Here is a 24,808-nt window from a genome sequence, read left to right on the forward strand (position 1 = left end):
TCTTTTTCTACAACTTTTACTTCTTTAGTAAATGCTACAGACTCGTTACCAGCTGCATCTTTTACAAGACCTTTTGCAGCAGCTACTTTGTAGTTGCCTTTTTCTAGGAATGTTAATGTGATACCCTTTTTATTATCTTTAGCTGGTGCAACAGTCACATCAGCAGTTACATCTTTACTTGTATCTAAGTTAATCACACGAAGTTTTCCGTTTTGTGCAGTTACTTCTTTGTCAAAAGTGAATGTTGCTGCTTTATCTTGATCAGCTACAACTTTTACGAAGTTAGGAGCTACAACGTCTTTTGAAACTTTTACTGCTTTAGATACTTTAGAACCTACGTTGTTAGCTAAATCTTTGTAGCCAACAAATTCAACTGTAAGATCTGCAGCAGTTTCTTTATCTTTAAGAGCACCTGTTACTTCAATAACTGCCTTTGTTTTGTCTTGAGTATCACGAGCAATTGCAGATTTTAATTCTTCTTTACCTTTTTTAACTACAACTGTTCCTTGACCGTTCTCAGCAAGTTCTTCTGAGAAAGTAACTTCTAATGTTGCTTTTCCTTCAGCAGTAATTTCTTTAACTTTTACATCTTTAACTTCTGGAGCTGTAGTATCTTTTTCTACTTTATAAGTAGCTTTACCTTCGTACATTTCCATAGCGTTATTAGATAAATCTGTAGCACCAGTTACGATGATTGAGAATTCTTTACCACTTTCAAGATTTAGAGCATTAGTAGAAGTGAAAGTATTGTTTTCAACTTTACCCTCAACTTTTTGACCATTAACTACAACCGTTGCACCTTTTGTTGCATCTAATTTCTCGCTGAACACAACTTTAAGTTTTCCGTCTGGAGTAGATACTGTAGATACAGTTGGAGCTACTTCATCGTTAAAGAAGATAACTTCTAATGCTTTTGGAATTTCTTTTCCATCAGTAGCTTTTAAGCCTTCAACAGTTAGAACATAAGCTTCTTTATTTTTAAGTTTCGCATCTCCATCTAATGTTAAGATTACAGATTTTTTATCTTCACCAATTTTTGCAGTTACTGCTGTTGCATTAGTTCCTTGAGAAAGAGTGAATTTTGCGTTCTTCACATCTTCTTCTTTCACTGTAGCGCCAAGTTTAATTTCGATTTCTTTAGCATTGATTGCTTTAATAGACTCAACTTTAGCTTCTTCTTTTTGTCCGAACTGCTTGTCAGTTTTAGCAATAAATTGAGCTGCTTCTGCTTTCGTTACAGATTTATTTGGTTCCCATTTGTCGCCAGTACCTACAGAGATTCCTAATTTAACTAGGATGTTAGCTTTATCTTTACCCCAGCTATCTTTTAAATCATCGAATTTAGTTTCTAAAGGACCGTTTACTTTAGTATCTAATTTATAAGCTTCTACAAGAAGAGATGCCATAGAAACGCGGTCGATTTTTCCGTCTGGATCGAATGTGCCGTCGCCTTTACCTTGAACAACGCCAGCTTTTTCAACTGCTGCGATGATTGCAGAAGCCCAGTGGTTTTGAGAATCAGCGTAAGATGGTTTAGCACCTTTTTCGATTGGTAAGTTTAAAATTTTAGCCATCATTGTAGCTGCTTCTGCACGAGTGATTTCACGATCAGGAGCGAATGTACCATCGTCATTACCTGCGATAGCGCCTTTTTCTACTAGGTAGTAAACTGATTCTTTAGACCAGTGACCATCTACGTCTGGGAATGTTTTACCTGCTGCTGCTACTGGAGATACAACACCTGCTACCATTGCTGCTGTCATTGTACCTGCGATTACTTTTTTGTAAGAGTTAGTCTTTGCCATTTTATATATTTCCTCCTTAGGAATGTAATACTAGTTACATAATGTTTTAAATAGATATTCTATTTATTTTTGAAACTAGTAGATATAAATGTGGTTAAAGTATTCCTTGTACGGAATAATAGAATATCCCGTATTAGAGATATCATAAAGAAATCATACACTCTTTTCATCTAATTTAAAACCTTAAATTCGACAAAAAAGTGAATTTTCACAATTCGAAACGATCGTTTTTTCGACTTTTGTTTCAAAGAATCCAGATTTAGAAATCTGAATATTTTAAATGAATAGAAAAACGCGTCTGAATTACATTTATAACAATCTTCTTATAACCATTTACAACTATAACAGAAAAACGTTTCCAATTTCAATATTTAACTATAAAGATATTACGACATTAATCGACAACTTATTTTTTCTATGATTCGACATTTTTATTACCATCAGATTCCCCAAAATTACCATACCTATTTTTTATCATTTACTAAATAAAACGTTAAATCCTAACATTCAATATATATTAATGTTAGGATTTTTAAACATACATCTTATCTCTCAAACTTCTTTCTTTATGAGCATACATTTACAATCACTTACGTAATTCGACATTTTTCTACAAATTTATTTTTTATTTCGACATTTTCTTTTTCAAAAAATAAAAAAGAGGATGTCCTCTTAAATTAAGATCCCATTCCTCTTTTTTTGAACTCTTTTGAATTCAAGTCACTTATGATGTATCGAGACGCTGTTGAAATTTGCTCTCGTAATTCTTCTACTCTTTGTTCCAATGTTTCTTGTACATATTCTTTTTGTTCTAATTGCTTCGTTGCGACATTATACAAAGTTTCAGACGTCCAATCACCATCTACGTTTCCGATAATCGGCTGATTTACTTGTTGTAAAAATGAATCGATCTTTGGATCATATGAAATACCGACCATAGGAATATTGGCAACCGCAGATAGTATGAGTGCATGCAGTCTCATACCGATTAGAAGCGAACATTCCGACAAAATTGAAATTTTCTCATGAATATCGAGCTTATACGGAAGCATATGAGCTTCTTCTCCCATTAAATTAATAATATCGCGTGATGCATTTTGATCAAATGGTCCATGCATTGGTACGAATAAAATATGGTATCCATCACGCTTAAATTTTTTCAGCGTATCTGCTAGCTTCTTCATATAATCTTCTTTCGCGTCCCAATACCTCACACTAACTGCAATTACTTTCCCTTGAATCGCATGTTTTTGCAACCACTCCGACTTCATTCCTTCTGGTTGACATGCCAATACTGGATCTGGAACTAGTTCGATATCCTTCTTAATACCAATTTCTTTTAAATACAAAAATGAATCTTCATCACGAACTGATATATATTCCGCTTTTGATACTTGCCATTTCACTAATAAACGATTTTGTCTTTTCGTAATTGGACCAATTCCTTGCGCATAAATATAATACGGCTTCTTCAAAAAACGAGCAATTCGCATAATACCCGTATAGTACAAAATACTTTTAATACTCGTTTTATCTTGAAGGAGGCTTCCTCCTCCGCTAATTAAGCCATTACTTCTCTTTATTTCCTTATAAATTGCTCTTATATCCCAGCGATTTACTGCCTCTACACCGTACATTTTTCTTGTATAGTCGGGGTCATTCGAAAGTACAACAAGCTCAAGAGTAGGATCCTCTTCATGTAGCGCTTTAATAATTGATTGCAAAATTGCTTCGTCCCCAACATTATAAAAACCATAATATCCTGATAAAACTAACCGCACTCTTAATCTCCTCCAACATTTCGCAATCAACTTTTTGTCATTCAACAAATCGCTATCAACTCTTTAATAAGAAAAGTTGGATAACTTTAAATTGATTTCTTTCCCAAACATATAAATAGCCATACTCATTTATGGATAAATTTACTTACGTAAAAATGGAATTTGCTTTTTGGATATCCAGTTCAACTTTAATGCGCATATGCCATATATAAACAAGGCCACACAAAACGCTACACCGCTATATATTATTGCAATAAGTCTAGAATCTACCACATTTATGAACGTAGATGTGCAATATAATCCTATACCTACTATACTCGATACTCCAATTACAGCAAAAAATCTATCCATTCGAATCGAATAAGCCAATTCTTTTCGAATGTATATATAATTTACGATACAAATCATGATATATATGATAAGTGTACTATAAGCCGCACCAGTTATGCCAAATTGACTTACAAGTACTATATTTAATATGACTTTTACAAAACTCGCTCCAACAACTATCCACGCCGCTTGCTTAGAACGGTTAATTCCTTGCAAAATTCCTATTGATAATACCATAAGTGATGTGAAATACGAACTACCAATTAAAATAGCTAACATTCCGCTCCCTTTCGCATCTGTAAACAATCCAACATTTAACGGGATTGTAAGTGCCATGAGCCAGATTGTTATCGGCGTTGTTAAAACATGAGCAAGCTCATTTGTCCGTTCAATTGTTTGTTTTGCTAACACTCTATCTTTCTTTGTTAATGCAGCAGTTAACAACGGGATTAACGGAAATACCATCGCACTTGCAAACACGACAATTAATTGTGTAAACGCAAATCCACGACTATATATACCAAATTGTTCTTGAATCGTTGTAGTGGATTCATGCAACATATGTGGAATCGTTACAGAATCAACTAAATTTAACACCGGCATCGATAATGCTCCAACTGCAATTGGAATCGAGACCTGAAGTATCTTTTTTGCATTATCTTTAAAATCTTGTAGTGAATATGTATTACTTTTATAACGATATATACTTTTTACATACTTCATTCTCAAATAGATAAGTGACGTAATTACTCCAAGGCAAGAACCAATCATTGCGCCGCCTGTTACAACATCACTCTCTTTATTCCAATATACAAATAAAAATGCAATTGCTAACATAAAGAAAACACGAATGAACTGTTCAATTACTTGTGACACCCCGGTAGGAATCATATCTCCAAAACCTTGGAAATATCCTCGATATACCGCCATATATGGTGCGATTAATAACGCAAACGAAGTTACGATTAATGGAAGTCTTGTATCTTGTCCACCAAGCATATTTGCAAACATACTTGATCCAATCATAATAACTGAAAATCCAAGCACTCCAAATATTACTCCAATAATAGATGCTGAAGTAAATAGTTTGGCAATTCCGTTCTCATCATTCTTCTCATGAAGTTCAGCGATTAATTTTGATATAGCTAGCGGTACTCCCGCTACTGATAAAGTTAAAGCTATCATATACACAGGAAAAACAAGGCGAAAAATCCCCAGTACTTCATCTCCTGCTATATTTTGTAATGGGATTTGAAAAAAACTTCCCAACACTTTCGATAGAAACGTTGTAATCGTTAAAATCGCAGCGCCTTTCACAAACTTATTATTCATCTTCTAGCTCTTTTCTTTCAATATATAATTTCCATACATATTACAACATAAAACGAGATAGCTATATTCTTCTCTTTTTTGAAAAATTTCACTTTATCTCATTTAGCTATCATACCAAATTTCTTATACATTGAATACTCTCTTTCTTTCTATGTTTTAAATATAGTATGTACACTAACGCCTTATTTATATCCAGTTATTTCTTCAATTTACTACTTCTACTTATTCGGGATAAACATGTGCTATAATGTAGCTATTGTCAGTAAGAGGAGTGTTTACAACATGCTGAATTCGGTAAAAAAGCTGTTAGGAGATTCTCAGAAGAGAAAACTAAAAAAGTATGAACAACTTGTTCAAGAAATTAATAATCTGGAAGAAAAACTATCTGATTTATCTGATGAAGAATTGCGTCATAAAACGATCACATTTAAAAACATGCTTCGTGACGGAAAAACAGTGGATGATATAAAAGTTGAAGCGTTCGCTGTTGTACGTGAAGCAGCAAAACGTGTACTTGGATTACGTCACTACGATGTACAGTTAATTGGTGGCCTTGTACTATTAGAAGGTAATATTGCAGAGATGCCAACTGGTGAAGGAAAAACATTAGTTTCTTCTCTTCCAACATACGTACGTGCTCTTGAAGGAAAAGGCGTTCACGTTATTACTGTAAACGACTATTTAGCAAAACGAGATAAAGAATTAATTGGCCAAGTTCATGAATTTCTAGGTTTAAAGGTTGGATTAAATATTCCTCAAATCGATCCTACCGAAAAGAAACTTGCTTACGAAGCTGATATTACATACGGTATTGGAACAGAATTTGGCTTTGACTATCTACGTGATAATATGGCTGCTTCAAAAGATGAGCAGGTGCAACGTCCCTATCATTTTGCTATTATCGATGAGATTGATAGCGTTTTAATTGATGAAGCGAAGACGCCTCTTATTATCGCCGGTAAAAAATCAAGCAGCTCTGATTTACACTATTTATGTGCAAAAGTTATTAAATCATTCCAAGATACTCTTCATTACACATACGATGCAGAAACGAAATCTGCTAGTTTTACAGAAGACGGTATTACAAAAATAGAAGATTTATTTGATATCGATAACCTATATGATTTAGAACATCAAACTTTATATCATTATATGATTCAAGCATTACGAGCTCATGTCGCTTTCCAATGTGATGTTGACTATATTGTACACGATGAAAAAATTCTACTTGTAGATATTTTCACGGGTCGTGTTATGGATGGTCGCTCTTTAAGTGACGGTTTACACCAAGCTCTTGAAGCAAAAGAAGGCTTAGAAATCACTGAAGAAAATCAAACACAAGCATCCATTACAATTCAAAACTTCTTCCGTATGTATCCAGCACTATCTGGTATGACAGGTACAGCAAAAACGGAAGAAAAAGAATTTAATCGTGTATATAACATGGAAGTTATGCCGATTCCGACAAATCGTCCAATCATTCGTGAAGACAAAAAGGATGTCGTATACGTAACAGCCGATGCAAAATATAAAGCTGTACGTGAAGATGTTCTAAAGCACAATAAACAAGGACGCCCGATTTTAATTGGGACAATGTCTATTTTACAATCAGAAACCGTTGCCCGTTACTTAGATGAAGCAAATATTACATATCAATTATTAAATGCAAAAAGCGCAGAACAAGAAGCTGATTTAATCGCAACTGCTGGACAAAAAGGTCAAATTACAATTGCGACGAATATGGCCGGACGAGGTACTGATATTTTACTAGGTGAGGGTGTTCACGAACTTGGTGGATTACATGTAATCGGGACAGAACGCCATGAATCGCGACGCGTTGACAATCAGCTAAAAGGTCGTGCTGGTCGCCAAGGTGACCCAGGTAGCTCTCAATTCTTCCTTTCTTTAGAAGATGAAATGCTAAAACGTTTCGCACAAGAAGAAGTCGAGAAATTAATGAAATCACTGAAAACAGATGAAACAGGACTTATTCTAACTTCTAAAGTCCATGATTTTGTAAACCGTACACAATTAATTTGTGAAGGTAGCCATTTCTCCATGCGTGAGTACAATTTAAAGTTAGACGATGTAATAAATGACCAACGTAACGTTATTTATAAATTACGTAATAACTTATTACAAGAAGATACAAATATGATTGAAATTATTATTCCAATGATTGATCATGCTGTAGAAGCCATTTCTAAGCAATATCTTGTAGAAGGTATGCTTCCAGAAGAATGGGATTTTGCTAGTTTAACAGCAAGTCTAAACGAAATTTTATCAGTAGAAAATATGCCATCATTATCAGCAAATAATGTACATTCACCGGAAGATTTACAATCCGTTTTGAAAGAAACATTATCTCTTTATAAAGAGCGCGTAAATGAGCTAGATAGCCATACTGATTTACAACAGTCGCTACGATATGTTGCCCTTCATTTCCTAGATCAGAACTGGGTCAATCACTTAGATGCAATGACTCACTTAAAAGAAGGCATCGGACTAAGACAATATCAACAAGAAGACCCTACTCGTCTTTATCAAAAAGAAGCTTTAGATATCTTTTTATACACATATGGTAATTTCGAAAAAGAAATGTGCCACTATGTTGCAAGACATTTAGGTGTTCCTGAAAACGTACAATAACGAGGTGAAAAATTATGTTATCATTCCTAAAAAAAGCTAAGAAAAACGGAAAAGATACGACTGTCTCTAGTAATCAACTATTCGGACAAGAAAGCACAAATACTGAAAATAAAACTGTACAACCAACGCTTTACTTCCACCCTAGCTGGGGTGCAGTAGGACAAGAACAAAAATACATTTATCAATTTTTACATAAAGAACTACCACGTTTAGAAGAATATCAAATTTCTTTATCTGGAATTGAGATTGAAAAGCGTGATAACGGTTATGACGTAGCTGTATTTATTCGCAGCACTGTTCCGAAACCAATTTCTTTCGAAGAAGTTACATTAATTCTTCTAAATAAAGAGAAAAAATTATGCGCGCGAAAAACATTCAACCTTTCTGCATTAGGAGATATTCCTGCAAATGTAAATATGCCGTTTATCTTTACATTTGAGCAAGAAACAATTACAGATGCTGAATTATCGCAAACGGATTGGGAATTAGCGTTCGAACTTGAAAGTAAGCATGTATTAGATTTAGATCCATCTTGGGAAGCTCAGTTACCTGAAGCAAGCAAAGAAGCTTTACGTAATTTCGTAGACAATTTAACACCTCCAAATGATGGTGAAATTAACTTCCTAGGTCTGCAAGCTGCACGAAAAGAAAACGGCGATTTACATACAACGCTTCTTATTCGTAACGGTTGTAAAGACAACATTCAACTAGAGCAACTTCCTCTTCATATTGAAGATGCCACAGGTGCAGTTGTTGTTAAAGGCGCTTTCACATTACCGAACCTTGAAATTAAAGCGAACACTACAAAACCGTGGTCATTTGTCTTCCCTGCTTCATCTATATTAAAAGAAGATATGGACCTATCTTCTTGGAAGGCACTTGTACCACAGGACTAATCATAGAGAAGCTCGCCTCTCTTACTTTTTTTCATACAAAAAGCCTGCTCAAAAAGATGGTCATCACACCTCTTTGGACAGGCTTTTTCTTTATGTAAAATTTATTTCGTTACGAATAAACGTTCAATATGATATTCAGCTTCTAATTTGCACATTTCATCTGCATGCTTTACTTTATTTCTTTTTAATTGCTCCACTTGTTCTTCGCTCGGTTTTTCATTAATAAGCTCGTTAATTTTTTCATTTACTTTCATTGCTAACGCTTGATGGAAATCTGGATGTCCTTTCAACTCGTCATCTACTTTATTGATCCAAGTTGATTTTGTGTATAAATACTGTTTCCACTGTTCAACAAATTGTTGCATATCAAACTTTTCTTCGTTCCATTCAATTTCTTTCATATACTTCTCAAAAGAAACAACAATTGAGCGTGTAATCCCAATCTTCACTCCGTGTGGTAACTGTTTGTACATCAATTATTCCCTCCAGCTTAAAGCTCTTCCTTCTGACAAAAAAGGAATCTCAAAATTCATATACATTACTATAATATCAAATACCTAATCTAGAATGTTACTATACTTCTAAGAGGAATAAATGTCAACAGACTCATAACATCTTTATATACAGATGTTATAAACAACAAAAACACCCTTATATAAGGGTGTTTCTTCATATAGTTTCCGTTTTTACAAACAGTAATTTATCTTTCTGTTCATTACTCGCCATCACTACTAACGTCTTTTTAATATGAGCAGGTACTTGCTCTAGCGTTACACTCAATCCTGACTTATCCGACTGCTCAATGAAATTCAATAACGCCATAGCTCCTGATACATCCATATAGCGTGCATCTTTCATACGTAAAACAACCGGAGATTTTACGTCTTGTAAAGCATAAAAAACACGATCCACTGTTAAAAACGAAAGTGGGCCTTTAATTTTATATGTCGCTTCTTTTTCTTTTACAATAGAAGATTTACGTTCTTTACATTTCACCATGTATATAATGAAGGAAAGAAGAATTCCGAAGCCAACCGCGATCATTAAATCAAACTTCACTGTGACAATCATTGTTATGAGCATAACAATGACATCACCTTTTGGCGCTACATGCATTTTCTTCATGCTTTCCCAATCAAACATGCCAATACCAGTTAAAATTAAAATACCTGATAATACAGCAAGCGGAATGTATTGTACGACTGATCCAAGTCCCATAATGAAAATAAATAATATAACACTATGCATACTTGCTGAAAGCGCCGTTTTACCGCCACTTCTTATATTAACGATAGATCGTACAGTCGCACCTGCCCCTGCTAATCCGCCAAACAATCCGCTCATCATATTACCGATACCTTGTCCGACAAGTTCTTTATTACTTTTATGACGTGTCCCCGTCACGTTATCCATTACGACCGATGTTAACAACGAGTCAATCGATCCTAATAAAGCAATACTAAGCGCTGGTAAAACAAGTTCTGCTACGCCTGTTCCACTTAAAGATGGAATATGAAGCGTTGGCATCGCTTCTGGAATCGTCCCAATTTTTTCAATCACCATATTTAATGACAAATTTCCGATAACCGGTAACCTCACTGTAAGCCCTTCTAACGCAGAAGAAAATAAAGGAAGCATAGCTGTCACACCTACTAATGCGACTAAACTAGATGGGATTGCCTTAATCCACTTTCCGGAAACAATCATGACAATAATCGTTAATACGACGAGTAGAAAACTATTTTGCACATGTTTCATTTCACCTAAAATAATAATCAATGCGATACCGTTCATAAATCCTGAAACGACAGGATACGGAATGTAACGAACGTACGAGCCAAGCTTACATACACCGAATAAAATTTGAAATAGTCCCGCCATCATAAATGCTATAAAACTTGCCTCTAATCCGTGCGTCGCAATAACCCCTGTTGCGATAACCGTAATCGGTCCAGTTGGCCCTGTAACCTGCCCAGGTGTACCACCAAATAACGCCGCAAATAAACCTGCAAAAATCGCACCATACAATCCAACTAGTGCTCCCTCAGACGTTCCCGTTGCAGCAATACCAAATGCAATGGCAAGTGGCAACGCAACGATCGCAACCGTAAAACCTGCTAAACATTCATTTGCTATTTTTTGAAACATATAATAACCACCTTCATATAAAGTCCATTTCCCATTGTACACCTAAAAAGATACATTCGTTAGTCCACTTTTTACAGTGTCGTGACGTAAACGCATTCAATTATAAGCTCACGCCGCATCTTTGGAAACGATTATAACTATGTTATAATGAACAAATTAAATCTTTTATTATATATTTGGAGGCACTATGCTAACTTTTGAAGAAAAATTATCGATTATTGAATCTTTCCCTGAATTAGAAAGAAAAAACGTATCATTAAAACGTGTGAACTTTCACTTTGAAGAAAGTCGTTTAGATAAAAAGAACGTTGTTTATCACTTACATCCAAATGGAAACGGATTTGTATATGCAAGTGGTATTAAAGGTTACAAAACGGATGATAAAGGTATGGTTAACATCCGCGAATTTTCAGCAGATGAATTACGCTCAGTAATCGAGCAATCAATTGAATTACTTTCACAAGAAGAAGTAGTAATTCCTGCAGAACCTGCGAAAGAAGAAGAATGGCAGAACGAAGACGGTCATATCCTTACTCTTATCTCAGAGGACGATATGTGGAACGTGTACGCTGGTGTAAATTTAGACGGTACATTTAACTCTTATCCAGAAGCTGCGGAATACCTTGATGAAGAAGGGTTTTCACGTAAATAAAAATAGAAAGTGGGCATCCCCCACTTTCTATTTTTTTGCCCCTTTTAAAGACTCTCTAAGCACAAACTTCTGTAATTTCCCACTTGCATTACGAGGAAGTTCATCCACAAATAAATAATGACGTGGACGTTTATAATCCGCTAATTCATCACTTTCTTTACAATACGTTTCTAAATCAGCCTCTGTAATTGTTTCATCTTTCTTCACAACAACTGCCACAACACGTTCTCCCCATAATTCATCCGGCTCACCAAGCACCGCAACATCTAATATACCAGGATGACTATGGAGGAAATCTTCAATTTCACGTGGATAAATATTAACGCCGCCACTAATCACCATATCATCCACGCGATCTGCGACGAATAAATAACCATCTTTATCGAAGTAGCCTAAATCACCAGAGTGATACCATCCTTTATACATCGATTTTTCATTTGCTTCTTCTCGGTTATGATAACCAGCCATCATAGTTGGACCGCGCAAAATAATCTCTCCTACTTCATAAGGAGGCAATACATCATCTGGTTCTGCCGGTGCATCTTCGCTTGGTTTTACAATTCGAATTTCATGACTAAAGCATGGCGTGCCTGCTGAACCAGCTTTCGTAATTTGATCCTCTTCTACGAGAAACGCAACAACTGGTCCCATTTCTGTCATTCCGTATATTTGAACAAGATCAATATAAAGACGTTCTTTACATTCCTTCACTAATGCTGGCGCCATTGCAGCCCCGCCGTATATACCGATCTTCATTGACGTTAAATCATACTGCGTTAAATCTTTTTGCAACAGCATATTCCACATCGTCGGTGCTGCAAAGAATGTCGTAATCTTCTCTTCTTGAATTGTATGTAATACTGTTTCCGTATCAAAATGATGTAAAATAACATTCTTTCCGCCAACTTGAATACGCGGGATAATTCCAGCATTCAGCTCACCGCAATGATATAAAGGTGCAACGACAAGTCCGACACTATCTCGATTATATTTTAGGAAATACGTACAAATCATACTATGCTCAGCCATTTCACGATGGCGATGTAATACACCTTTCGGATGACCAGTCGTACCGCTCGTATACAGCATCGAACAATAATCCATTTCATTAATTTCGATATCTATTTTCTTAGAAGATGCTGCGTTCACTTTTTCATGGTAAGAACTTGCATAAGAAGGTGTATCGTCTTCTACATACCAAAAAGACGAATTCGGAAAATCTCGTTCAATGATAGCGACAGTTGGCTCAACTGCTTTTTCAAAAACAACGACTTTCGAGGATGCATCCTGAAGAATATAAGATACTTCTTTTGCTTTTAAGCGGAAATTGATCGGGTTAAAGATCGCTCCAATTTTTGCACAGGCTAAGTAAACGTTTACAAATTCACGACAATTATATAAGTAAACAGATACCGTATCGCCCTTTCTTACCCCTTCTTCTAATAGAGCATGCGCCGTTTTATTTATTTGCTCATTCCACTGTTTATACGTCCAGCGAATATTTTTTTCTGGTTCCACTAACGCCTCTTTATTCAGATACTTACCAACAGATAAATCAAATATTCTCCCTATCGTCATGTACATGCCAACAATTTCCCCCTTTTCTCTTTCATAAATCTATCATTTCGTCCATAAGTAGACATTGTCCTTTAATGATTTGACTAATTTTTCTGATTATTATCGACATAGTTTTACAAACAGTTCCGCTTTTGGCGGTAAGTGAAATTATATCGGCGATTTTCCGGATATATCGGCGCAACTTGAATTATATCGGCGATTTTCAAAATATATCGGCGCAACTTGAATTATATCGGCGATTTTCCAGATATATCGACTTACCGACAAAAACTGACAAGATAAAAAAGGAGCTGTCCCGACTCGGAACAGCTCCTTTCTTCTTATGCAAATAGCTCTTCTAAAATTTTCAGTTTGTCTTCTGTATATTTTACGAAGCCATCGTTATATGATTTTGGATCTTTCGGATTAGCAAAGTGCGTAATTGCACCTGTCTTCGGATGAACAAATTTACTTGATGCCCCGCAGCCAAGTCCGATAATTGATTGTACTTCTTCCATAATGACAATGTTGTAAATACTTTCTTGTGTCGGCATTGCATAACCAACGTTCTCTAAGTTACCTAAAATATTCTTTTGACGGTATAGGTAATATGGTACGTAATTATGCTTTTGCGTCCACTCTTCTGCTTCGTGCATCATCGCTGTAATTTCTTCGCGACCTGCTACTTTATATTTACGTTTGTTTTGCGTCATTTCAGAAGCACGTTTAAATGATAACGTATGAACTGTTAATGATTCTGGCATTAACTTTTCTGTTTCATCTAGCGTATGCTTGAAAATATCTAACCCTTCACCAGGAAGACCAATAATTAAATCCATATTAATATTATTCATTCCCATTTCACGAGCTAAATGATACTTCTCAATTGTTTCTTCTACAGTATGATGACGTCCAATTGCTTTTAATGTTTCTTGATGGTATGACTGCGGATTAATACTAATACGGTCAATGTTCCATTTATTTAACACTTCTAGCTTCGCTGGCGTAATTGTATCTGGGCGACCTGCCTCAACTGTTACTTCACGCACATTTTTCACATCTGGGAACGCTTCATACATTTCTTCATACAGCATATCCATCTCTTCTGCTGTAATGCTTGTCGGTGTACCGCCGCCGTAATAAATCGTCGTAACTGTTACACCTTTTTCTTTTAAAAACTTACCAATTTCACGAACTTCATAATGTAAACCACCTAAGAATGAATCAACAGAGCCTTGACGTCCGTTAATTGCATACGCCGGGAATGTACAATATGCACATTTTGTTGGGCAGAATGGGATACCGATATAAATACTTACTTCCTCTTTCAAACGATATAAATCCGGAACTACCGCTAATTGGCAATCAACGATACGTTGAAGAAGTTCAATTTTCTCTTCATGAATTAAATAACTTTCACGAAGTTCTTGGTGCGCTTCTTCTTTTGACATACCGTTTTGAAGCATTTTATGAAGAAGTTTCGTTGGACGAACTCCAGTTAAAATACCCCAGCTTTGTTCAATACCAGTTAACTGCTGAAGAACAGAAAGATATACATAAGAAACAACGTGCTTCACTTGCTTCATACGCTCTTTTTCATCTGTAAAAGCAGATAAATCTTTTGCGAATGTTTCTTCATACACATTTCCAGTCGCAACATCTGTTAAACGAGCTGATGCTTTCACATTCTCTTCAATGTGTATATCAACGATAAGATTTGCTTCCTCTTGTTCAAATCCAATCGTACTATCTTCAAAAAATAAGCCGCCAATATTTTGTAGCGGACGTAAAAAACGATCATCTTGTAACGTTTTAATTGAAATTAACAACATTATCACCTTTTCATTTGCAAACTCTCTTTAGTTTACTTGAAGGGCGTTTGCAGGTCAATACAGAAGGTTTTACCTTATTATCATATCCTATTTAAAACAAACTGAATATTGATTTTTCATGAACTTTCCCTAGTTGTATAGACATTAGAATATACTCTTGTTACAATCTAGAACGTATTAGTACTTGCTACTAATTTAAATACATATAAAGGAGGACTCTTAACACGACATAAAGACTATCACGTGTTAAAACAACTATGAAAAAAAAGTTTTACAATATTTTAGCACTATCTTTAGCATTACAAACATTTGTAGCACCTATCCATTCATTCGCGGAAAGCATAGAGAAAACTGCGGAATTGTCTACGGATGAGCAAGCTTTAAAAAGCATTGAGGAACATGCAAAGCAGCATAGACATGACGAAGAAAACGACCTTGAAATCTCGGGTGAATATCTTCTCCACTTATCAACAAAACTTCCACTATACGATTCAAATGACTTAAAAACGAAAACAAATATTGAAATTGCTGAACCAGTAGTAAAAGCAACGAAGAAAAAAGGGAATGCATATTACATACAAACTACGTTTGGTGCTGGCTGGGTTAATAAGGAAAGTAATAGTTTAGAAGTACAAGAGATTCATAAACTCTCGAATCAAAAGCTAATTGTATCAGAAGAAACATCAGTATATTCCTTCCCTTTCCAATCGTTTAAAGAAGAAACGAAATTACAGCCACAAACAGTAGCTCCTACTGAACAAGCTGGGAATTGGTTTAACATTCAAATGAATGGAACTGAGAAATGGATTTATGCTCCTTCAGCTACATTCGACGGTACGAAAGCATCATTATTTGAAAAAACAGGTGCTATCGAAAAGAGAAGCGCAACTTTCTTCAAAACACCATCTAATTTACCTACAAATAACGTTTATGGTGTTACATTTAAAGAAATGATTGTTCCAAAAGGAAATGAAAATATTCGCCCTGGCTACGCAATGGAACCGAAATACATTACAATTCATGAAACTGCTAATACAAGTAAAGGTGCGAACGCTTTAAATCATGCGAAGTACTTAGATAATCAAGCTCGCGGAAATACTGATCGTTCAGCGTCTTGGCATTTTACAGTAGATGACAAAGAAATTTATCAACATCTTCCGCTAAATGAAGTTGGGTGGCATGCTGGAGATAAAACTGGAAACTATGAATCTATCGGAATTGAAATTGCTGTGAATAGTGATGGAAATTATACGAAAGCGGTAGAAAATGCGCGCAAGTTAGCTGCTTTCTTAATGAATGAATTAAACATATCTCTAGATCACGTTCAAAAGCATCAATTTTGGAGCGGAAAAAACTGCCCTGCATTTATGATTCAGCGCGGACAATGGGATGCTTTCTTAAAGGGCACGAACGCTTACTATAACGAACATCGTAAAGATGTTATGCCGCCGCTAGAAGTCCCTCATGAAAAAGACGACATTGCAGGTGGTTGGTATGAGCAAGACATTCGTCAATTAGCTGCTAGAAAAATCATGTTCGGTGACGGCAATGGTTCTTACTGGCCAAACCGCCTCGTGACACGAGCTGAGTTTGCAAATTTAATGTCGAGAGCTTTAAAATTACCTGCTGGAAACGCTAAATTTACAGACTTAAACGAAGCACACCCATCTTTAATAGATGGAATTAACCGCGCCGCTAGCGCAGGGATCATTAATGGTCGTGGGAATAATAAATTTGATCCCAATGCTACAATAACACGGATGAAGCTGTTATTATGATTGACCGTGCATTAGAATATAACTGGATTTATAGAAAAGAAGTGAAATTACCATTCACTGACCAACACTTAGCATACGATAAAAAAGCATTACAAAACGTTTATGCATACGGAATTGTAAAAGGTAACGAACGAAATGAATTCGTACCAAAAGGCACAGCAACACGCGCTGAAGCAGCCGCATTTTTAAATCGAATGCTTAAAGTTATTGAAGCTTAAACAAAGAAAAACGTAGCCAAAAGCTACGTTTTTCCTTTATCGTTTCGGTGTATTTTTATGATTCTTCAAAAACGGAAGCGGGAATTGCTTGCGGAAATGCTCTTTAATCATATACTCTACGCCGTTCTCACTATTTGAACGTGTAATCCAGTCGGCCGCTTGTTTTACCTCTACAGGCGCGTTTCCCATCGCTACTCCGAGACCCACATTTTCAATAACCTCTAAATCTTCCATGCTATCTCCAATGGCAACCATTTCGTTTAGCGAAATATTTAAATGCTCTCCAAGCAATTGTAATCCACGTAATTTTGATACATTTTGTGGCAAAATTTCTATTCGTTTTGAATCACATTCAATATACTCTATATCTTGAAACGCTTTTCTTAATGTATTCAGTCCTCTTTCTTTTTCACCTTTCGTTTGGAAAAGAACATCAATTTTTGGCGCCGCGACTGGATGATCACGAAGCGCATCACCTAACGAATCTACAAATTGAACTGGATAAAATAACGGATCCGCACTCGATAGCACAGTACGCGCAATTAAGTTTGGTGTATTTCTCTCGCGATTTCCGATTGAAAACCGTTCATGAGAAATGCGGACGTTACAGTCAAAATGCTCTAATACTTGCACAATATTAAATGTCTTCTCTTCCGATAACCTTCTTTGAACGTACGGCTTATCTAACGTTGCTGAAATGAAAGCACCGCCATGTGTCACTAATATCGAATCTAATTTTAACGCCTTTGCTACTTTATGAGCAGACTGAAAATTACGGCTCGTAAATAATGTAACGTATACGTCTTTTCTTTTCACAAATTCAATTGTTTCTCTTAATCCTTTTGCAATTTTTCCGTTGTTGTATAGTAGTGTCCCATCTATGTTAAGAGCTAGTAAGCGATAAATCATGTCGCACTCCCCCTCTTCGCTGTTGTACTCTATCCATAATTTATGAAATAAATGTAGCAAATAGAACGAGTTAGAATTTCTACTGAAAATTTGGTTTACTATATACATATACACTCAGTAAAGGAGATAGTACAATGCAGGCACCTCCTTCCTTTTATGAAGGCGATACGTTAGAAGTGGCAAAGAAATTACTCGGACAAAAACTTGTTCATATTGTAAACGGAATAAAGCGAAGCGGAATCATTGTTGAAGTAGAGGCATATAAAGGTCCCGATGATAAGGCCGCACATAGTTATGGCGGCAGACGGACGGATCGCACAGAAGTCATGTTTGGTGCACCAGGACATGCTTACGTATATTTAATTTACGGTATGTATCATTGTTTTAACGTCATTACAGCACCAGTTGGTACCCCGCAAGGAGTGCTCATTCGAGCCCTTGAGCCAGTAGATGGAATAGAAGAAATAAAACTAGCGCGCTACAACAAAACGGACATTACAAAAGCGCAATATAAAAACTTAACGAACGGACCTGGCAAACTATGCCGTGCCCTCGGAATTACTTTAGAAGAACGAGGCGTATCATTACAAAGTGACACATTGCATATAGAAATCGTCCCAGACGAAGAACACCTATCATCACAATACAAAATAACAGCAGGTCCTCGTATTAATATCGACTATGCAGAAGAAGCTGTACATTATCCGTGGCGTTTTTATTATGAGGGGCATCCGTTTGTTTCAAAGAAATAAAGTGAAACTTTAATCAGTGGGGAGTGCCTTCATCCCCCACTGATTATTAGTTGAACCAATCGGACTTTTATGGGCAGTTGATCCCCCGCCTAACTTCTTTGCTTTCGCTGAATTTGGAGGTGGGGATCTTACTGCCCATTAAAGCAGGATAAACAATATCGACTTACCGACAAATAAAAGAAGATGTTGTCTCATAAGTCTCTTTCGAAGTAAAATCACATGAAATTGAAAAGGAAGAAACGTTATTAAATCAACGTTTCTTCCTTTCACTTTCTATTCGGTTTTGGCTAAAAAGCACCTTTTGGGACAGCCTCTCTCCCTTTTACTCCGCACCTTCCGCAGTCGCAATATTATCCTCTAAATTTTCTCTAGATAATTCAGCCGCCATAAAGTCAGCTGTTTCTGGAAGTGCTAAATGCATATGAGCTTTTTGACAAATTTGGATCGTACAGTTTTCAACAACATAGTCGAAAACATGTCCGCCTCCGCTTCTTTCATCGTCAATATAATGTAAGTGGAATCCAGCTACACCAATACCTTGCGCATAATCTGGTGTCCAAAATCCAGCAAGCGTACCTTCTGTATGTTTAAATGAGAAGATGGGTTGTGATTTCGTCACTTCAACGAGCGGTGTATACGGTTTTTCTTGTCTTGGAACCGTTCTCGTTCTTACTTCGCGGAACGTACCATCCATTCGAATACCATAAAATAGGTTTTTACTCGGCATTAATTCATGTAATAATGCTTCCACTTCTTCACGATTCATCGGATGCTCCACTGTATAACTCATTTCTTTCTCAAAAAACGTTACAGTCGCAAATGGTGTTGTTTCCTCCGGCTCTACTTTTTCTGCTGAACCATCTGAACGTAAATGATAAAATTCGTTATCAAATGCAATCATTTCACCATCTAATTGATCAAATGTACCGATACCGAAATCACCATGTTTTTTCAAATCTTCAAAGCTAATCACACCATCATATATACCATCTAATAGCGCAAGCATTGTAGATGTTTGATATACTTCATTACTCGTTTTCGTTTTTTTTGCATCAATATCAATTAATTGCGCAACAGTCATCTCAAATCTGCCTCCATTAGTTTAATTGGTTTGGTAATAATTTTTCGCTTAATTTAATGTTGTCACGATAGTCAATTGGAATATCAATAATGACAGGGCCGTCTGCTGCTAATGCTTCTTTTAATACCCCTTCTAATTCATCAGGCGTGTTAACACGAAGACCTAACGCCCCGAAACTTTCCGCATATTTCACAAGATCAACATCGCCAAACTCTGTAGCTGATGTTCTGCCGTATTTCATCATTTGTTGGAATGCAACCATATCATATGTGCCGTCTCTCCAAACAAGATGGACGATTGGAGAATTTAAGCGTACCGCCGTTTCTAACTCCATCGCTGAGAATAAGAAACCACCGTCACCTGATACGGAAACTACTTTTTTACCTGGTTCTACTAAAGTAGCTGCGATTGCCCAAGGAAGTGCAACACCTAACGTTTGCATACCGTTACTAAATAATAATCTACGTGGTTCATAAGAACGGAAACATCTTGCCATCCAAATAGAATGGGAACCGATGTCACATGTAACGGTTGTATCGTCACTAATTAAAGAACGAAGTGTACGAATCACTTGAAGTGGATGCGTAACACCTTCTGAAGGACGATTTGGAACTTCTGCTTGTTCTGATAATTTCGCACGTAATCGTTCTAACACTGCTTCTGATTTCGTACTTAACACAAGTTTCGGTAATTTTGCTGCGATGCTATTTACTGTTAAGGCAATATCACCAATTAATTCACGCTCTGGTTGGTAATCATGATCGATATCTGCTTGATGGTCATCAAGATGAATAATCGTTCTGTCCCCAAGTTTATTCCAGAACTTTGGATCATACTCAATTGGGTCATAACCGATAGAAATAACAAGATCTGCTTCTTCTAGTAAAATATCACCTGGTTGGTTACGGAATAAGCCAACGCGGCCGAAGAAATGATCTTCTAACTCACGTGAAATGGCACCAGCTGCTTGATATGTTTCAACGACAGGAAGTTCTGTATCCGCAATTAATTCACGAACAGCTTTCGTCACTTCATTTGTGCTTGCTCTCATACCGAGTAAAATAACCGGCAATTTCGCTGCTTTTATTTTTTCTACTACGTATGTAATATCATGTGTGGGAGCGATTCCAAGCTGTGGCTTAGAAAGCGCACCGATAGACTCTACATTCGTTTCCGCAGTCATAACGTCTTGCGGAAGACTTACTAGAGTAGCTCCTGGATTTGTGGAAGTCGCACTTCGAAATGCATTTGATAATGCTTCTGGCACATTATCAGGATGCTCTACTTCTACGCTATATTTTGTGATTGGTTCGAATAGTGCAGCATTATCCATAGATTGGTGCGTACGTTTTAATCGATCTGTACGTGGAACTGCACCAGCTAAAGCAACAACGGGATCACTCTCCGCATTCGCAGTAACAAGACCTGTCGCTAAATTTGATGTCCCTGGTCCTGAAGTTACAAGACATACGCCCGGTTTTCCTGTTAATCTACCAATCGCAGCTGCCATAAATGCTGCATTTTGTTCATGACGACAAACGATTAACTCTGGTCCTCTTTCTTGCAGTACATCAAATACAGAGTCAATCTTCGCTCCTGGAATACCGAAAACATGTGTAACACCTTGTTTAATTAAACAATCAACAACAAGATCTGCTCCTTTTGTTTTTGTCTTCACGTCGTTTGCTTTTACACCTGTACTCAAACTAACCATTCCTTTGTTTCATAATTTGTGTAATAAAGATTTTAAACTTCACCTAGTTAATTAACGTGGTGAAGTATTATTTATCATTATATTACAAATGCATTATTTTTCCAACGATATGAATTTGACAGTTTTTTGACGCTCATTAAGGAATGCGCTTACAACCCTTTATTTATCCTAAAATAATATTTTTATATTTTCTCGAAAAAATCTAAAAAACTTCCATCTCATCACGGTATTTTAAAAATAACAGTACCTTGCAAAGAACACTACTAAATGATATATTTGTAAATATTGGAACACCCATTAATTGGAATAACATTCGTAGTTAGTATATCCCCCTCTCAACAAAGAGCGGATTCTCAGCTATAATTCATTATTTTATAAAGGGAAGTGATCGCAATGAACAAAAGTGAGTTTTTAAGCCAACTTAGTTCCTCCCTACGGAATATACCTAATTCAGAAAAGGAGGATATTATTTCAGAGTATGAAACTCATTTTATTAGTGGTAAACAAGATGGGAAATGTGAAGAAGAAATTGCTAGAAAACTAGGAAACCCTAAAACCATTGCTAAAGAACTTAATGTTTCCTATGCAATAAGCAATGCTGACAAGAAACGAAGCTTCAAAAATATGATAACTGCACTATTTTCTGTTATGAGCTTAAGTGTTTTAAACTTTGCCTTTATCTTTATCGCCTTTTTCGTACTACTCTTTTTATTACCTTTTCTTCTAGCACTAATCATTGCCACTCCAGTATTAATTATTTCACCTATTTTATTAATAGGATTAGGATTCTTTAAAGGGTTTCATCAAATTAGTTATTCCGATGTTTATAATGTGTTCATCGCTTTTTGCGTCGGTTTACTCATATCCGTCGTATGTTATCAAATGGTCAAACATATATACGCACTTTTAGTAAAGTATTTGAAATGGAATATAGCTATTTTACAAAGACACTAATGAATAAAAAAGGAGATTAAAATGAAGAAATATACTTTATATTCACTCATGCTACTTACAGTTTTATTTCTATCAGCTTGTTCAAACAGTGCACAACCTAAGGAAGAAAACGATGTACAATCTATTAAAGATGTTACGGTTAAAATTCCGGAAACTATATTCACTTCCTCAAAAAAGAATGAAACGATTAATGAAGATGAAATGAGAAAAAATATAAAAGATTATATAGATTATTGCTGGGAGTTATCTGAAAACATCATTCCACTTGCCTCAACAACTCCTGATAAGAATTTCACTGATTCCGATCGAAAAAAATTACAAAAACTAATCGATCTAGCGAAACAAAACGATATGAATTTCCATGAGTTTATTAGTAATAATAATTTACCTACTGATTATAAAAAACCTTCAAAAGAAATCTATGAATTTATGTCATCATCTACGGCTATTTTCGTAGAACTAGATCAAGAATTAAACAAACTCGCCCAAGATGGTAACTTATTCAAAGCCGATTTTTCTTTTACGAAGCACCTTGAGAAAGCTAATGGACGGAAGCAAAAAGAGATTGAAAAGTTTTTAAACGAAAAAAACATTAAAACTTCAATTAACAGCAATAAAAAGAATTAACGGATGTACTACATACCACTTTCAAAATAGCTATTTTGAAAGTGAGGTTTTGTGGTCTAACTATCAAATTCCCTAAACAAAAAAGACGCCCCTATACAGGGGCGTCTTCCACTATTACGCTTGTTGTTGCGCGCTATATAATTCTTCAAGTGGCTTCATGATAATTTTGTTAACGTCAGTGATAACTGTATTTAAGCGTTGCTCAGTTTCCATTAACTTTGTAATTTTAGCATCTTGTTGAATGCGAACTACAACTTCTTGTGCTTGTTGGTTGTCTTCTTCAGTGATTTCTTGGCCTTGCATCATTTTTTGTTGTAGGCTAAGTTGCATTGTGCGGAACTCATCGAATAAGTTCTTTGAAGCTGCATCAGCTTGAACTGCTGCGTAGCTCTCTTTTAACGTTTTGAAGTCATCGTTTTCAGCGATTGCTTTTTGTAATTCATATGCTACATCATGAATGTTTTTTGTCATTTTATTTTTCCTCCTTTAGAAGGCTAGCGCTTATCATACGCACTGCCTTTTACGTGCATTTACATACGCACCTCTTCTTACCATATCAAACTATGCAAGAGATGTGAAGAAATTTCACTTTTATTTGTATGTACATATCTTATTATTTAAGAAACAACAGTAATAATCCTTGCACAATTCCAATCATACCGCCTAATAGTGCTCCTAAATACGTAATCATTTTCAGTTCATTTTTTGTAATGGACAGCACTAAATCTTCTAGTCTCTCCGTGGAAAATGTGGACACTTCTTGCTGCACAATTTCAGCCAAGTGGAGATTATTTAGTATACTCGCTACGTTTTCTGCTCCCCACTTCAAGCCTTTCGTTACTGCACTTGGAACTACCTTTTCCATAATTGTTTCTCGAACTGGCTCACATACTTGCTGCACAGATTGATTTAAAAATTTACTTACTGTTTCCTCAACTTTAACTGCTGACAATATAGAGCTTACAATCATTTCTTTTTCTACAAACGTTTCTAATTCTTTTACCTCTCTTCCTTTTAACTTTTCCCACTCTTTTTGCAGTACTTCAGTTAAAAGCTGCTTTGTGCCATCTTGCCCTAAAAACTTAATGACCTCAGGCTGCACACGATCCACTACACTTACATTCCCTAAAAACATTCCGACTAAGTTAAGTAGCGTTCCCCTAGAAGCAAAGAAATCATCAATCATTTTTGAAAGACGTGCTTTACCTTCTTCACTCTCAAAAAACTGAGTTGCTCGCCCTAAAATAAATGCCGAAACATTTGGAATCGCATTCTCTATTTTCTCATGAACAGAATGAGGTAAAGCTTGTTCCCATGTATATGTATAGTACTCTTCTAAAAATGCCTGAATCTTTTCTGTAATCACCTGTTCGATTTTCTCAGTTGCTTCTTTTTCTACATGCGCTACGTCCCATTTTTCTAACATGTTTCGCAGTGACTGTTCATTCGTAATTACTTTATCCACTTCTACTTGTGCCCAGTGGATTAAACCTTTTTGAAACTCTTCATTTGTTAACTTCTTGCCGATTCCTTCTGGCGTTAACAAATGTTCTACAACCATTCTCCCTAATTGAACAGCAAGCTCATCGCGGCGCTTCGGAATTAATCCTGGTGTAAATGGCACTTGAAACTTCCCAATATACATAGGGCGATGAGGACGAAATAACATTTTTATTGCTAAATGATTTGTAAATCCTCCAATAATCGCTCCGAGCCCTGTCGTCGTTAACATACTTAACCATATATTCATTACAATCAACCTTTCGCTTCTCCAAAACTATAGCATATCATCA

Annotated in this window: 17 protein-coding genes and 2 pseudogenes; 7 read left to right on the plus strand and 12 right to left on the minus strand. The window is 36.1% G+C overall.

Annotation, left to right across the window (positions count from 1 at the left end; genetic code table 11):
* Window positions 1-775: 775 nt before the first annotated feature.
* The 3 genes and pseudogenes from ACTFNE_RS21685 to ACTFNE_RS21695 all read right to left on the minus strand — a co-directional run.
* Window positions 776-1,805, minus strand: a pseudogene (locus ACTFNE_RS21685) (S-layer homology domain-containing protein); the annotation flags it as partial.
* 677 nt (window positions 1,806-2,482) lie between these two features.
* Entirely contained in the window at window positions 2,483-3,586 is a 1,104-nt protein-coding gene (csaB, locus tag ACTFNE_RS21690) for a polysaccharide pyruvyl transferase CsaB (RefSeq protein ID WP_001241608.1), read from the minus strand.
* A 141-nt stretch (window positions 3,587-3,727) separates the two neighbouring features.
* A complete protein-coding gene (locus ACTFNE_RS21695) occupies window positions 3,728-5,248 on the minus strand; it encodes a putative polysaccharide biosynthesis protein (protein WP_270705323.1) in 1,521 nt (506 codons plus the stop codon).
* A 282-nt stretch (window positions 5,249-5,530) separates the two neighbouring features.
* Between ACTFNE_RS21695 and secA2 the strand changes: the two genes are divergently transcribed.
* Both secA2 and ACTFNE_RS21705 read left to right on the plus strand, forming a co-directional pair.
* A complete protein-coding gene (secA2, locus tag ACTFNE_RS21700; protein WP_270705324.1) occupies window positions 5,531-7,897 on the plus strand; it encodes an accessory Sec system translocase SecA2 in 2,367 nt (788 codons plus the stop codon).
* A gap of 14 nt (window positions 7,898-7,911) precedes the next feature.
* Window positions 7,912-8,793 carry an accessory Sec system S-layer assembly protein gene (locus tag ACTFNE_RS21705; protein WP_270705325.1) on the plus strand — a complete coding sequence of 294 codons (882 nt, stop codon included), beginning with the start codon at window positions 7,912-7,914 and terminating at the stop codon, window positions 8,791-8,793.
* 101 nt (window positions 8,794-8,894) lie between these two features.
* Here the strand turns inward: ACTFNE_RS21705 and ACTFNE_RS21710 are convergent, their stop codons facing one another.
* Window positions 8,895-9,266, minus strand: coding sequence for a hypothetical protein (locus ACTFNE_RS21710; RefSeq protein ID WP_000278023.1), 372 nt, complete (start codon window positions 9,264-9,266; stop codon window positions 8,895-8,897).
* Between the two features lie 196 nt (window positions 9,267-9,462).
* Window positions 9,463-10,941, minus strand: coding sequence for a SulP family inorganic anion transporter (locus tag ACTFNE_RS21715; protein WP_270705326.1), 1,479 nt, complete (start codon window positions 10,939-10,941; stop codon window positions 9,463-9,465).
* Window positions 10,942-11,128: 187 nt separating this feature from the next.
* Between ACTFNE_RS21715 and ACTFNE_RS21720 the strand changes: the two genes are divergently transcribed.
* Window positions 11,129-11,593, plus strand: a complete 465-nt coding sequence (locus tag ACTFNE_RS21720) for a hypothetical protein (protein WP_000955016.1) — start codon at window positions 11,129-11,131, stop codon at window positions 11,591-11,593.
* A 27-nt stretch (window positions 11,594-11,620) separates the two neighbouring features.
* On the opposite strand, the gene ACTFNE_RS21725 is transcribed toward ACTFNE_RS21720, so the two are convergent.
* Window positions 11,621-13,177 (minus strand): fatty acid--CoA ligase, encoded by a 1,557-nt coding sequence (locus ACTFNE_RS21725; RefSeq protein WP_270705327.1) that lies wholly within the window; start codon window positions 13,175-13,177, stop codon window positions 11,621-11,623.
* 314 nt (window positions 13,178-13,491) lie between these two features.
* Window positions 13,492-14,982: a coproporphyrinogen III oxidase gene (locus tag ACTFNE_RS21730; protein ID WP_002002173.1), complete on the minus strand. Its 1,491-nt coding sequence runs from the start codon at window positions 14,980-14,982 to the stop codon at window positions 13,492-13,494.
* A 257-nt stretch (window positions 14,983-15,239) separates the two neighbouring features.
* Between ACTFNE_RS21730 and ACTFNE_RS21735 the strand changes: the two are divergent.
* Window positions 15,240-16,978 (plus strand): annotated as a pseudogene (locus tag ACTFNE_RS21735) (S-layer homology domain-containing protein).
* Window positions 16,979-17,014: 36 nt separating this feature from the next.
* Here the strand turns inward: ACTFNE_RS21735 and ACTFNE_RS21740 are convergent.
* Window positions 17,015-17,887 (minus strand): Cof-type HAD-IIB family hydrolase, encoded by an 873-nt coding sequence (locus ACTFNE_RS21740; protein WP_046198819.1) that lies wholly within the window; start codon window positions 17,885-17,887, stop codon window positions 17,015-17,017.
* 134 nt (window positions 17,888-18,021) lie between these two features.
* On the opposite strand from ACTFNE_RS21740, the gene ACTFNE_RS21745 reads away from it, so the two are divergent.
* Complete coding sequence (locus tag ACTFNE_RS21745; RefSeq protein WP_046198820.1) at window positions 18,022-18,639, plus strand: DNA-3-methyladenine glycosylase; 618 nt, start codon at window positions 18,022-18,024, stop codon at window positions 18,637-18,639.
* Window positions 18,640-18,961: 322 nt separating this feature from the next.
* Here the strand turns inward: ACTFNE_RS21745 and alsD are convergent, their stop codons facing one another.
* Together alsD and alsS are read right to left on the minus strand one after the other, a co-directional pair.
* Window positions 18,962-19,720 carry an alpha-acetolactate decarboxylase gene (gene alsD / locus ACTFNE_RS21750; RefSeq protein WP_046198821.1) on the minus strand — a complete coding sequence of 253 codons (759 nt, stop codon included), beginning with the start codon at window positions 19,718-19,720 and terminating at the stop codon, window positions 18,962-18,964.
* A gap of 16 nt (window positions 19,721-19,736) precedes the next feature.
* Window positions 19,737-21,425: an acetolactate synthase AlsS gene (gene alsS, locus ACTFNE_RS21755; RefSeq protein ID WP_046198822.1), complete on the minus strand. Its 1,689-nt coding sequence runs from the start codon at window positions 21,423-21,425 to the stop codon at window positions 19,737-19,739.
* A gap of 402 nt (window positions 21,426-21,827) precedes the next feature.
* Here alsS and ACTFNE_RS21760 point away from each other — a divergent pair, with 402 nt between their 5' ends.
* Complete coding sequence (locus ACTFNE_RS21760; RefSeq protein WP_046198823.1) at window positions 21,828-22,388, plus strand: DUF1700 domain-containing protein; 561 nt, start codon at window positions 21,828-21,830, stop codon at window positions 22,386-22,388.
* Between the two features lie 21 nt (window positions 22,389-22,409).
* Window positions 22,410-23,015: an NDxxF motif lipoprotein gene (locus ACTFNE_RS21765; protein WP_046198824.1), complete on the plus strand. Its 606-nt coding sequence runs from the start codon at window positions 22,410-22,412 to the stop codon at window positions 23,013-23,015.
* Window positions 23,016-23,129: 114 nt separating this feature from the next.
* On the opposite strand, the gene ACTFNE_RS21770 is transcribed toward ACTFNE_RS21765, so the two are convergent.
* A complete protein-coding gene (locus tag ACTFNE_RS21770; protein WP_046198825.1) occupies window positions 23,130-23,486 on the minus strand; it encodes a YlbF/YmcA family competence regulator in 357 nt (118 codons plus the stop codon).
* Window positions 23,487-23,628: 142 nt separating this feature from the next.
* Window positions 23,629-24,765 carry a DUF445 domain-containing protein gene (locus tag ACTFNE_RS21775; RefSeq protein ID WP_270705328.1) on the minus strand — a complete coding sequence of 379 codons (1,137 nt, stop codon included), beginning with the start codon at window positions 24,763-24,765 and terminating at the stop codon, window positions 23,629-23,631.
* Window positions 24,766-24,808 lie beyond the last annotated feature (43 nt).

It is taken from the genome of Bacillus cereus group sp. MYBKT111-2 (assembly GCF_051915205.1).
GTDB classification, from domain to species: domain Bacteria; phylum Bacillota; class Bacilli; order Bacillales; family Bacillaceae_G; genus Bacillus_A; species Bacillus_A paranthracis.